Annotated in this window: 8 protein-coding genes; all 8 read right to left on the bottom strand. The window is 39.7% G+C overall.

All coding sequences use genetic code 11. The annotated features are described in order from the left end of the window. Positions 1 to 170: 170 nt before the first annotated feature. The 8 genes from aldA to ACRD64_RS14705 all read right to left on the bottom strand — a co-directional run bounded on the left by aldA (position 171) and on the right by ACRD64_RS14705 (position 13752). Positions 171 to 1628 (bottom strand): aldehyde dehydrogenase, encoded by a 1458-nt coding sequence (gene aldA / locus ACRD64_RS14740; RefSeq protein WP_430934210.1) that lies wholly within the window; start codon positions 1626 to 1628, stop codon positions 171 to 173. Between the two features lie 99 nt (positions 1629 to 1727). Further along, positions 1728 to 2576: a gluconate 5-dehydrogenase gene (locus tag ACRD64_RS14735; RefSeq protein ID WP_430934209.1), complete on the bottom strand. Its 849-nt coding sequence runs from the start codon at positions 2574 to 2576 to the stop codon at positions 1728 to 1730. A gap of 233 nt (positions 2577 to 2809) precedes the next feature. Beyond that, positions 2810 to 3823: a zinc-dependent alcohol dehydrogenase gene (locus tag ACRD64_RS14730; protein ID WP_430934208.1), complete on the bottom strand. Its 1014-nt coding sequence runs from the start codon at positions 3821 to 3823 to the stop codon at positions 2810 to 2812. 234 nt (positions 3824 to 4057) lie between these two features. Further along, positions 4058 to 6574 (bottom strand): glycoside hydrolase family 2 TIM barrel-domain containing protein, encoded by a 2517-nt coding sequence (locus ACRD64_RS14725; RefSeq protein WP_430934207.1) that lies wholly within the window; start codon positions 6572 to 6574, stop codon positions 4058 to 4060. A 158-nt stretch (positions 6575 to 6732) separates the two neighbouring features. Next, positions 6733 to 6963, bottom strand: a complete 231-nt coding sequence (locus ACRD64_RS14720) for a hypothetical protein (protein ID WP_430934206.1) — start codon at positions 6961 to 6963, stop codon at positions 6733 to 6735. Between the two features lie 280 nt (positions 6964 to 7243). Then, a complete protein-coding gene (locus ACRD64_RS14715) occupies positions 7244 to 8803 on the bottom strand; it encodes a hypothetical protein (RefSeq protein ID WP_430934205.1) in 1560 nt (519 codons plus the stop codon). A 12-nt stretch (positions 8804 to 8815) separates the two neighbouring features. Next, positions 8816 to 10612 (bottom strand): RagB/SusD family nutrient uptake outer membrane protein, encoded by a 1797-nt coding sequence (locus ACRD64_RS14710; RefSeq protein ID WP_430934204.1) that lies wholly within the window; start codon positions 10610 to 10612, stop codon positions 8816 to 8818. A gap of 23 nt (positions 10613 to 10635) precedes the next feature. Then, on the bottom strand, positions 10636 to 13752 hold the full coding sequence (locus ACRD64_RS14705) for a SusC/RagA family TonB-linked outer membrane protein (protein WP_430934203.1): 3117 nt from the start codon (positions 13750 to 13752) through the stop codon (positions 10636 to 10638). Between the last annotated feature and the right edge of the window lie 52 nt (positions 13753 to 13804).

Here is a 13804-nt window from a genome sequence, read left to right as displayed (position 1 = left end):
TCCAACAACCAAATGATTGCACCTTTTCTTTGTTAATTTCCCAGGGCGATGCCCTGGGCTATTATATCTTACACTTTAGTGCTTGATTTTCAATCGGCTTACTTAACACCTCTTCTCAGGAAACAGGAATTATAAAAAACCGTGTCTCCGAGTCTTTGTTAGTCCTTTTTCTAGACTTTGAAACGTACGTAGAAAGTCTTCTTTTCCAGATACTGCTCAAAGCCATATTTTCCGTCTTCACCACCTGTACCAGACATTTTGTAACCGTTGTGGAAACCTTGGTGTAACTCTCCATGGCCTCGGTTGATGTATATTTCACCAAACTCAAGCTCCTGGTTCAGTTTCATAATACGGTTCATATCGTTGGTATATACCATAGCTGCCAAGCCAAATTCACAATCGTTGGCATATCCCACTACCTCATCAAAGTCCTTAAATTTAAGAACCGGCAAAATAGGTCCGAATGCTTCTTCGTGAACGATGGTCATATCCTGCTTTACATCAGTAAGTACGGTTGGCATAAACCAGTTTCCTTTTTCGAACCCGGCTCCTTCGGGTTTTTTACCACCGTAAGCCAAGGTAGCTCCTTCTTTTACGGCTACATCCACCAGCTCCTGCATGTGTTTCAGCTCCGATTTATTTACCTTCGCTCCCATATCGGACGTTGGGTCAAATGGATCTCCTACTTTGATGCCTTTTACTTTTGCCATGAATTTCTCCATAAACTCATCATATATATCCTCGTGGATATACATACGCTCGTTACAAGTACAAACCTGGCCACAGTTGTCGAATCGAGAATGAAGCGCTCCTTCCACAGCCTCATCGATATCTGCATCTTCAAAAGCAATAAAAGGTGCTTTACCTCCCAATTCCAATTGAACATGCGCCATATTATCAGATGCTGCTTTAATGATAGCCTGCCCGGTAGGCGTACTACCTGTCATGGTAACCATCTTGGTTATGGGGTTACGCACCAAGGCATCTCCAATTTCTCTTCCCGGACCGGTAACGATATTGATGAGTCCATCAGGAATACCGGCTTTTTTAGCCAACTCTCCCAACATCAAGGTCGACATTGGTGTTTCGTCGGTAGCCTTTATAACTATTGAATTACCCGCCACCAAAGCAGGACCTAACTTACGACCTGCCAAAGCCAATGGAAAATTCCACGCTGTTATGGCAACAATAACTCCGCGAGGCACTTTCTGAATCCAGATTTGCTCGTTTTCGTTATCCGACGGAACAATATCACCTTCAATTCTACGTGCCCATTCACAAGCATACTGAATAAAACTACAACATACATCCACCTCAAACTGGGCTACTTTAAAAAGCTTACCCTGCTCCTTCGTTAACACTGTTGCAATTTCTTCTCTGTTGGCTTTTATTTGGTCTATTAAAGCATAAAGTAATTCAGCACGTTTTCGCGCCGGCACTTTAGCCCAATCTTTTTGAGCAGTTTCGGCAGCTTTTAAAGCTACCTCAGCATCTTTTTTATTTCCTTTAGCAATTAAACCCACCACTTCATCATTGGATGGATTTAAAACCTCCAGGGTTTCACCGTTATCCGGCTTAAGCCATTGACCATTTATATAATGATCAAATTTCAATATTTCTGCCCCCATTACATTTTCTTATTTAGGTTAAAACCTGAGTTTTAGATAGGTTCCTTATCCAACTCAGGTTTACAATATGATTAGTTTGTTTATTTCCAGGGGGTAAGATTATTCTACTTCGTTTTCTCCTTTAACGTATCCAAAGTTAGCAAGGATACCACCGTCTACATATAATATATGACCATTAACAAATTCAGCTGCTTTAGAAGCTAAGAATAATGCTGCATTACCTACATCTTCTGGCTCTCCCCAACGGTTAGCAGGCGTACGAGTCATAACCAAATCGTTGAATGGGTGACCACCTACACGGATAGGAGCTGTTTGAGCAGTAGCAATATAACCAGGTCCGATTCCATTGATTTGAAGACCATATTTAGCCCATTCACAAGTCATGTTCTCTGTCAATAATTTTAAACCACCTTTAGCCGCTGCATAAGCTGATACGTTCTGACGACCATAAACACTCATCATTGAACACATGTTGATGATTTTTCCCTGACGACGCTCGATCATTCCCGGAGCAATTCTTTTAGCTACAATTAATGGAGCAACAAGGTCGACATTAATCACTTGTTCGAACTCTTTAACTGGCATATCTAAAATAGGAATACGCTTAATGATACCTGCATTATTTACAAGAATATCAATCGGTCCTACTTCTTTTTCAATTTGAGAAACACCAGCATCTACGCCTTCTTCGCTACATACATTAAAGTTAATGGTATACACATCAATGCCGTCTTTAGCATACTCAGCTTTACATTCCGTCAGCTTAGCATCATCTATATCATTCACACATAATTTTGCTCCTGCGGCGGCTAATGCTTTACCACATGCCATACCAATACCATGAGTACCTCCGGTTACCAATGCAACCTTTCCGGATAAATCGAATAATTCGTTTACGTTTATCATTTTTTTATTATTTGTATAGTTGTTTAAATGTTTGTTTTCCAAGATGGAGAATTGATGGTGAATACCTCAACACCTGCTATCAATCCCGTCGCAAAGTTTGCTAGTATATCTGCCAACCAAGTAATGCGACAGTAATTTTTTGTTTATTATTCCCTGGATTAAAACCCAGGGTTATTCAAGCAAGCTGTAAATGACTGCTTTCCCGCCAAAATTAATTTTAAGGTGTCGGGATGTCGCTTCGCTCCAACTGAATACTGATAAAAAGCCAACGGCTTTTATTGGCAATCCACCAAAAATTTCATACCCTCTGGGTTAGCATCAATGCTTTCGAAAAGCTCCTGAATTTTCTCCAATGGCTTCGTATCGGTAATGATATTTTCAAATGGATATTCGTTTTTGGTAATTAAATCGATAGCCTCATCGAAATCTTCTTTTTCGTATACACGCGCTCCGATTAAAGTCAATTCTTTCCAAAAATATTTGAAAAGATTTACTGGTTTTGGTTCACCGTAGATAGCAACCATTACAATACGACCGCGAATACCAGCTACTTCAGTAGTTACATCAAGAGATGGCTGAACACCCGCTACTTCGAAAACTACATCGGCCAAACCACCGTTGGTTTTCTTGTCAACGTACTCAACCAAATCGGTTTTAGCCGGGTTAACCACTTCGAATCCCATTTTCTCGGCCATCTTAACACGTACATCGTTCACCTCCGAAAGGATAACCTTAGCACCTTTACTTTTGGCCACCATAGCTACCAATAAACCAATAGGACCCCCACCTGAAACAACAGCAGTTTCTCCAGCTTTTAGCCCACCTCTGCGAACATCGTGACAGGCAACCGCCAAAGGCTCTATTAAGGCAGCCAGTTTTAAATCTGTAGCATCCTGTAATTTGTGAAGTGTAAAAGCAGGAACATTCCAATATTGTTGGAAAGCACCGGAGCTATCGATACCGATAAACTTAAGTTTTTTGGCTATGTGTCCGTGTCCCTTGTCAGAAGCCTCTTCTAATCTGTTATCCAACGGGCGAACGGTAATCTTATCACCAACTTTAAATTCAGATACTCCTTCGCCAACTGCATCTATAGTTCCTGACATTTCGTGACCGATGGTTTCCGGGATGTTTACCCTTTGGTCCATCATCCCGTGAAAGATATGCATATCGGTTCCACAAACACCACAATATGCTACTTTAACGCGCACCTCGCCAGCCTTTGGCTCTTCTTTTTCTTTTTCTACTACTGTGAAGGTCTTGTTTCCTTCGTATAATGATGATTTCATATGTATTTATATAAATTGTTACTTGATTGTTTTATTTCATACCAAACGTAGGGTTATTATTCTAAACTTAAGGGGTGTAAATTCTTAAAATACAATCGGTAATTACATTTTTTCGCACCTATTATGTCTCTAAACGTCAAAGAACTATAACGCATGTATAGTATTTGTTGAGTTTATCATTTACCACTAGTGCCAATTTTAACAAATGCATTTAGCCATTAAATATCTATCAACTTACTGAACCCTTAAAACAGTTTCAACAGGTTTTAAGTTGTCCGATTTTATTATGATCGTACCACTTCCTGTTTTGTCCTGGGCTTGCACAATCATCATAGCTCTTCCTTGATGTGTTTTTATTTTGTTGGACTGAAAAGCCTGCACATTTCGCTCGCATCCATTATCAACCCCTAAACTTATTATCGGGCCTGCAACCTCAAACATTAGTTCTAGCTCCATATCCCTAACAGGATTATTATTTTCGTCCACAACCTGAACAACGATATGGGCAACATCCGCACCATTAGCTAATAGGCTGTTATGATCAACCTCCACATTAAGAGCTGCGGGGTTACCTGATGTTTGAATCTCGGTCATCGCTTCTGATTCCACAGCTTTAGCTACCAGTTTACCCGCCACAAAAGGAACCGACCATTTATATATCCTATCTGGAAATTGAGCCAGTTCTTTTACTCCTAGAGACTTTTCATTAAGCAACAACTCAACCTTTGAAGCATTAGAAATCACCTCTACAATAACCTCCTCCCCCTTTTTGTAATTCCAATGCTCGTTTACGTCGTACCAAAACCACAAGAATTGCTCCCAGGCACCAGGTTTCTTTTCGAGCAACTTGCCGTCCACAACATGGTATTGAGACTTCGCAGCGGTATTGGTACACATGTAAATATGAGGTTCATGGTTCCATAACGTTTTATACATATGATAAGGTGGTTTAGGGAATCCTGCCAGATCCAACAATCCACTAGGCGTAGCTTTTTGGGGCCAATGACCATTAGATTCTCCCATATAATCGAAACCAGTCCAAAGGAATGTCCCTGAAATATATGGACGATCTTCGATGGCTTTCCATTCGTGCCACTGGGGCACGTTTTCAGTTCCCATCACTGTTTTATCAGGATAATTCCCCCTGGCATAATCGTACATTACCCTGCGATAGCTATATCCCACCACATCAAGCGCATCGGCATAACCACTTTCCAAACTGGCCGATGGAAGGATACAGTTGGCAATCACAGGTCGTGTGGTATCCAGTTCCCTTGTCCATTTGGCCAGTTTATGCGCTGTTTTACCAATCTCGTACTTCTGCTTTGGTAAGCTTTCGTATTCCTTTTTAATTCTTTCGGGTGAAAAGGGCGGTGGCGACCAGAAGTAATTTCCATCCCAGTTCATGTTGCCGAAGAAACCTGTTGCTTTCGCGTTTCGAGGATAAGTCCACTCAATCTCGTTACCTATACTCCACTGAAAAACACATGGGTGATTTCGGTGAGCCAACATGGTGTTGGTTAAGTCGAATTTGGCCCATTGTTGAAAATGCTCGGTATAACCCCGGGTAATATAATCATCGTGACGCTCGTTCATATTAAAACGCTTGTCTTTAGGATAATCCCACTCGTCGAAAAACTCGTCCTGAACCAGGAATCCCATTTCGTCGCACAATTCAAGAAACTCATCAGAGGCAGGGTTATGTGACACACGGATGGCATTACATCCCGCATCTTTTAACAATTGTAATCTTCGTCTCCATACGCCTTTAGGAACGGCAGCGCCAACCAATCCGGCATCATGGTGCAAACACACGCCTTTAATCTTCATATTTTCATTATTCAAGAAGAAACCCTTATCCTTATCGAACCTAAACGAACGGATTCCAAAGGGTGTACTATATTGATCGATGAGTTCACCTTTGCGTATAATGGAAGTTTTTGCAATATACAACTGTGGTTTTTTTATATCCCACAACCGAGGTTTTTTCAGGGATAATTTATGGGTAATAGTCGACGATCCAGATTTAGAGAAACAACCCTCATTTACCATTCTGCCTACAACGGTTCCTTCAGGATCAATAATTTCAGTTACGACGTCGCATGTTTCGTGTTCCTCCTTTGTATTATTTACGGAGATTTCAATCTCAACCACGGCTTGATCCTCTGATACCGAAGGTGTTTTAACAAAAGTACCCCAAATAGGTATATGCAGCTTATTAACCTTCACCAACTTTACATTCCTATAGATTCCTGAACCCGAGTACCAACGGCTATCGGCATATCTACTGCGGTCTACTTTTACCACTAACTCATTACTTCTACCATTAGTGTTCAAATGATTGCTTAAATCGAAATAAAAAGGAGAATAACCATAGGGGTGCTCACCCAGTTTTTGTCCATTCAACCAGTATTCCGAATTATTATAAACGCCGTCGAACCAAACATAAACCTTTTCATCATCGGACACATCCATATTAAACTCTTTTTTGTACCAGCCTATTCCGCCAGGCAAATAACCAGTACAACCCTCTCCTTTAACAGAATCGAAAGGAAACTCCACGCTCCAGTCGTGAGGCAATTGTACCGTTTTCCATTCTAAGGCACTCAAATCTATATTGTGGGCAGTACTATCCTGCGTTACATAAAACTGCCAACCGGTATTAAAATCGAAATTCCTTTGCATGCTTACTTTAGGTTGGCATGCAAGGGTTATCAATAACAAAAGGGATATGGATATATTTTGGATCATGGCTTTATTTTTTAATCATATTGTGCTTTGTATTCACTGTTTGAATAGTTAATCATATTACTTTGTCCATTCTAAACAATTCCCTCAGGATTATATAACCACCTCTGTCTCGGTCTTCTGTATCAACACAGTTCATTTTCCATTTAATACTGCCAATATTACAAACCGTTCAGGAATTCATCCTTTAAGTCGGAAATAAAATTATCACCATCCCATTCTCTTTCGTCCACGTCGGCATGAATGGTAATAAACTTGTTTCTGTCCGTTAAAGTGATATCCGCTATCTTACGTTTTACATCCAGATTGACGTCGACTGTTACCTTTGTTTGAGCGCACAAACTCCCAATAAAAACAAATGATGATACAATATACATGGCTAACTTTTGCATTGGCAGATAAATTTGCGTTTTAAAAGTTAAGCTAAGGCAGATTAAATAGGTTTTAAATTATTAGGCAAGAAGGTTCCCTCAAACGGTTTTAACTTAACAAAGTAACTTTCAGATGATAAGCTGAGATATTCAATAACCCCCATCCCCGCATCTACGATGCGGTACTTCCCCCTAGCTTCAAAGCCAGGGGGAAGAGCCAGTTGCATGGCACTTACAAATCGTAAGTCTATAATTTTCAAAAACTCAGTTTCGGACACCCTCTCGTCCTTAAATCAAATTATTATGGTCTTCTTTCAAGCTCTTCAAACTTCATATTATCAATATAGATTTTCAAAGGACCAGTTGCTGTAGGGTTATGACCGCGAATAACAAAACTCAAGTCTTCTGTAGCTGTAGCTTCGTACCTGGTTGACACTTTGTACCACTCTCCGGTTGTTTCTGTTCCTCCTAAGTAAACTCCCATCATGGTTGCCCAACCGTTGTTTGGTAACATCCACAAGAGATTAGAAGCTTCAGTTCCTTGTTCCTCAATATAAATCCAGAATGACCCTTCATAAAGTTTTCCAGCTTCTACCGGAACGGTATTCAGGTTAGTACCTGCGTCATTTCTGAAGTTCAATATGGCCCCGCCGTTGGTTTGCATATCAAAATATAAACTTTGTGTACCTTCATAAACCTCAGCAGTACTTACATTATTACCGATATTGTACTTACCCCATTCGCCACCCCACCAGGCATAAGCCCAGTTGTAATTTGTAGAATTCTCAACAGTACCATCAAATCCGGTCACCTCAAATAAATCTTTGCGGGTGGTGAAAGTTACTGCTTCATCGGTAAATGAATCGATCTTCATACCATCAGCAGATACAAGATTACCAACAGCATCATCGTAGCTAATAGTAATTTCATCTGTATTATAGATTTCATTACTTAATGATAAAATGATAATGTTTGGCATATTAGCATCAAGAGAAAAACCAGTTACCGTAATACCACTAACGGGATTACCATCATTTGTAATATTTAATGTAATGGATGCTGGATCACAGTAGGCCGGATACTCTACATCACGACTGTATGTTAATCTGATTTTTTTATCAGCTGTGATTGATTCCAAAATCATTGGATCAGTAGATGGAATAATTTTGATATAGTCCTTAAATGCCAGCGTATCCTTTCCAAAATCACTTGAAGCGATATAGGTTACATCATAGTTACCCACACTGTTTAACTTTGTGGTATAAGGAGCTTCGGTAACCTCTCTTCTAAACCCATCGGGTCTGGATAGAATCCATTTTAAGTCGTTAGGCTCACCTGTGCTTAAATCGGTAAATGAAATTTCCCTACCTCCTTCAATTACATTTAGTGCACCTTCTGCATTAGTTAAAGTTGTTCCTTCCTGTACCCTAACTGCGGAAAAATCAGCTCTAATACTATCCACAACAGTAATGGTAATGGTAGTATCATAACTAGCTGAAGAGGTTTCTGTTTCACCTATCCACACATTACCATTATATGTTTGTGTCAAAATTACAGAATGCTGACCAGGTGTTGTAAACCTAATTTTGGGATACTCCTCTGTGGATGAAGCAATAGGGTTATAATCTAAATCAACTACATTGTCACCAAAAGTCCAGGTTCTGGACTTAACACCTTTTGAGAAGTCCATTAAATTAACTCTATTGTTAATTTGCGTTCTGTTTGTTTTGTTTCCGAAAGAAGTAGTGATAAAAGCGTGGTTGACATCACTTCCCGGAGCCTCATAATCATCGTCACATGCCGTAAACAGCAATACAAACAACGATAGAATGATTCCTATATTTATATATTTCTTGTTCATAATCTACTTAGTTTATTCTTGTAACAATTTATTTCTTTGAGCTTCGATAGATGGTACCGGGAAATAATCGTGTGTAGCACTGTTATATGTGGCAGTTGGCACGGTCCAGTCAGGTCTAACCCTTTCGTTTAAGTATAATGGGAAAATCTTTTCATCGGCAGAACCATCATCCTTATTAATATAGTTACCGATTAATTTATCAGAGATTAATCCCTGCTCTGTTAATCTTTGCGAAAAAACATCTGCAGCAATTCCCCAACGTACTAAATCGTACCAGCGATAACCTTCAAAAGCCAACTCTAATGGACGCTCTACCATTCTTAAGTGAGTCATTAAGTTAGCGGCATTTAGGTTTACCAATTCATGCTCTGCTAAACCGTGAGGGAAACGAGGCTTGTCTAATTTTGGCATCATTCCTCCTTTTTCGTCCATATATTGTTGTAGCGTTAAAACACCGGCTCTTTCCCTAACTTTTTCGATATAAGTTAATGCTTCCGCAACGCCAGACTCTCCATCTCTTTCTAAAACAGATTCTGCATACATCAAGTAAACATCGGCCAAACGAATCAAACGGATATTGATACCACAACGAGCTCCTGTACTAGCATCTTCCGTATCTTTCCAATACCAGTTTGTCCACTTCTTCACTTTTGAACCTTGTCCGTAGTTAAAGTTAGCTTTACTCTTTTCATCATCCGTTGCGGTGAGTGGAGCATTGTAATATTCCCCATCTCCATATTCAACAACAATAGAAGCATAGGTACGTTGAGAATATCTCATACCTGCATTGATAGTTTTGCCAACATCTATAGAATCACCTGCAACAAATAACTCTTGCAACCAATAAGTTGGCAATACCGTATTATACCCCCCTGCTCCAACAATACTTGCAAATGCACTGGGATAATTTTGCGCCTCAGATCCGGGAACAGAACCAATATCATCTTGTCGGGCTCCGCTAGCTCCTGCTTTGTAATTATCGGAGAAAGCAACCTCTAAAATAGATTCAGAATTAAACTCTCCTTCCAAGGTAAAGTTATCCATGTAAGTAGTAACCAAACGGTACAAACCATTGTCATCAGCCTCATCAATTACTTCTTTAAAATACTTAGCAGCATTGGTAAAGTCTTTCTCGTACAAATAAGTTTTACCTAACATAGATGCAGCAGCCCCCCATGTGAAACGACCTATATTTTGGTTACCGTCCCATGTTTTAGGCAAATGCTCATAGGCATAAGTTAAATCAGGAATTACCATGGCATTTATAACTTCTTCGCGAGTACTCATTGGTTTATGGAAATCATCTGACGAGAACGCTAGCTTATCCTGAATAATGGCCTGATTATAGGTAACTGCTAATAAAAAGTAATTATATCCTCGAAGAAAACGTGCCTGTGCTTTTATCGAAGTTTTTTCTTCTTCAGTAAAAAAACTTGCTCCTTCAACGTAATGAAGCACTTGGTTTGCTCTTAAAATACCTACATACAATTGCGACCAGCGGTCCACTACATAAGCCGTTGCGTCGTTCCATGTTAAATTGGTAAACGTTAAGGCGCTACCGTACCAGCTTTCGGTACCAGCCATGTCACCAATCAACATTGCTTTGGTTACTTCACCTCCACTAACTGCCGGAAATTGCAAAGCACTATACATTGCGTTAACGGCTTTATCGAAATCGTCAGCCGACTGCCAGAACGAACCTGTGGTAATGGCATTCGGGTTTGCCTGGTCTAATAATTCGTCCTCGCAACTGGTAAGCACACCAAGCAGCAAGAAGAACATTAAGCTATATTTATATATTTTGTTCATAATTATTTTCTATTAAATGGGGATTAAAAATCAACGTTTACACCAAATAAGAACTTACGTGTTACTGGATAATTTCCTTTATCAACACCTCTGTTTGACACTCCGTTTCCACCAATCTCCGGATCGTAACCTTCGTAATTGGTAAATGTAAATGGGTTTTGGCCTGTCACATAAACCCTAAGTCTATCAATTTTACCATTAAACACTTGCTTTGGCACAGTATAACCCAATGTTAGCGTTCTCACTCTTAGGAAAGAACCATCTTCAAGGAAGTAGTCTGTTCTTGATCTGAAATTTTCATGCTCAGAACTTGCTCTGGCGGCAGGAATATCAGAAGTATTGTTCTGTGGAGTCCAGGCATAATACATGTCCTTATGTCTTTTCATGCTATAAGCAAATAATTTTGCTCCGTTAAACACCTTGTTCCCCTGTGAATAAAACAACTGAGTTGAAAAATCAAATCCTTTATAGTCTGCATTAAAAATCAAACTTGCTTCAAAGTCAGGCATACCTGATCCCTGATAAACCCTATCCAGGTCATCGATTTTTCCGTCATTGTTAGTATCCATCATTTTTAGGTCGCCAAGTTGTGCATTAGGCTGAATAGCAGTAACCTCGCCTGTTTCACTGTTGGTATACATATGAGCGTCTAACTCTTCTTGCGTATTGAAGATACCGTCTGTTGGGATCAAAAAGAAGGATCCAGCCTCGTAACCCGGCTTCATATAGGTAGTTACATCTAAAAATGCCGAACGCCACACCCCCGGTTTACTGTCTTCGTTAGCAAGGCTTGTTAACTCCCCAAGATCCTCAATTTCGTTAATATTTTTAGTGAACGTACCGGTAATTTGCCAGTTCAAACCAAACTTGGTTCGCTGTTTAAAGTACGAACTCAACTCAATACCTTTATTGGTCATGTTACCAATATTGGAAGTAATGTTATCATAGATTCCCCAATCACCTGCTACCGTAGTACCTGTAGAAGCTGGCAAATAAATCTTAGCTAGCATATCTTTTTTATCATTCTTATACAGGTCGGCGGTAAAGCTAAACTGACCATTAAACATCAATAAGTCGACACCTATGTTTCTTGAAATATTCGTTTCCCATTGCACAAAAGGATTACCATAGGTTCTTTGAATAGCGCCGGAACCTAACTCATCACTACCTTCCGGACCCCATACGTAATCGATATTTGGTTCGACATACGCATCATATAGGTAAGGTGTAATTCCCTGGTTACCAACCTCACCGTAACTGGCTCTTAATTTCAGGTTGTCCAGCCATTCAAACTGATCCATAAAGGTCTCATCGCTAATATTCCAACCTATTGAAGCTCCCGGGAATGCCCCATATCTGTTTTCTTCACCAAACACAGAAGAACCATCCTGACGAATGCTGGCACTAAAGAAATACCTGTCTTTAAAATTATATTGTATCCTGGCTAATTTACCAACGATTCTACGGTTAATATCAGAACCTGAAATTTTTGTCAACTCACTCGCTCCATCGTACACCTGAACAGAATTACTTAAAAAATCTCTTTTTTCAATAGATATATCCTCTCTGTCAGTTTTTTCAATCGTATATGCAGCCACCGCCCCAATACTATGATTACCAAAACTTTTAGAATAACTAAGTATATTCTCCATAGTATATTTAGTACTGCTATATATATCGGTTCCTAAAATAGCTTGGGTTCGGCTACCGATTTCATTTACATCCCCATCCTTATCATAAACTAAGTACTGTGGTTGCCAGTGCTTACGTTTGTAATTCCAGTAACCCATACCCAGGTTTGCCTGATAAGTCAAACCTTTGATGAATTCATATTTTAGGTTTGCCGTTACATTATAACTGTTCTCTCTCCTATTGTCTTCGTTACTTAATAAGTTGGCCAAAAATCCCACGTGATCCGGGTTGTTACTATCAACCAGAATAGAGTTGTTTGTTGATTCATAAGTTCCCAAAGGCGGTCGGGAAGGGTGCTGAAAGATGGCATAATCATACAATCCCCATGGCTCGTTTTCTTTGTTCGACTGCATCATACTCATACTTACAAAAGCATCAAACTTTCCTTTTTTTAAGCTACCATTCAAACGGGTAGTAAAACGGTCGTAACCGGACTGACGAAGAATACCTTCCTGATCAAAATAGTTTGTGTTTACATTGTAAGTTAATCCATCTTTACCTCCTGAAAGTGAAAGATTATAACTCTGAATAGTCGCATTATCTTCTGTAATAGCACCCACAAAGTCCGTATCATAATCAATTAAATTGGGGCTATAATCAATTAATTGCGTATGCGAACCTTGCGAACGTTGCATCATTTCCTGAATGTAGATATGTTCTTTTGTGTTGGCCAGCTCAGTACCAGAAGTAATATCCTGTACACCATAATAAGAAGAGAAATTCACTTTCATTTGTCCTTCTTTACCTCTTTTGGTGGTAATTAAGATAACACCATTAGAAGCACGAGTACCGTATACAGCTGCCGCAGCTCCATCTTTAAGCACATCTACCGATTCAATATCTTCCGACGCAATATTAGGGTTTCCATCGTAAGGAATTCCATCCACAACATAAAGTGGGTTGGTATCAGCATTTAAAGATCCTAATCCACGAATTTGAATATTAGCCTGTTCACCTGGGCGACCGCTGCTCTCAACAACACTTACTCCGGCTATTTGCCCTTGCAAGGCTTTGGTAAAATCAGAAGATACAACTCTTGTCATTTCATCTGTTTTGATTCGAGCAACGGCTCCGGTAATTTCTTTTTTCTTTTGAACTCCGTATCCTACAGCCACAATCTCGTCTAAAGAAACTACATCTGCATCCAGTTCTATCGAAATAGTTGAGGATGCCGCTACCGTAACTTCCTGACTGGTGTATCCTATAAAAGAAAATACAATAACGTCACCTTGATTTACCGTCAAGTTATAGTTACCATCAATATCGGTAATCGTTCCGTTGGTTGTACCTTTAACAACTACACTTACACCCGGAATGGGTTCTGCTGTTGCTTTTTCCGTAACCACACCTGTTATTTGTTTTTCCTGGGCCAACAACGTACCCAGAGAAATAATCAGGAATGCTAGCAAGAGTAACAGCTTTCTTGATTTTGTTCGCATTTGTTTCATAAACTCGAATTTTGATTTAATTAATTTCCTATTCATCAAATTTGATTCAGGC

Source organism: Saccharicrinis sp. 156 (genome assembly GCF_050589685.1).
Lineage (GTDB): Bacteria > Bacteroidota > Bacteroidia > Bacteroidales > Marinilabiliaceae > Saccharicrinis.
This window is presented reverse-complemented; position numbering and strand designations above follow the sequence as displayed.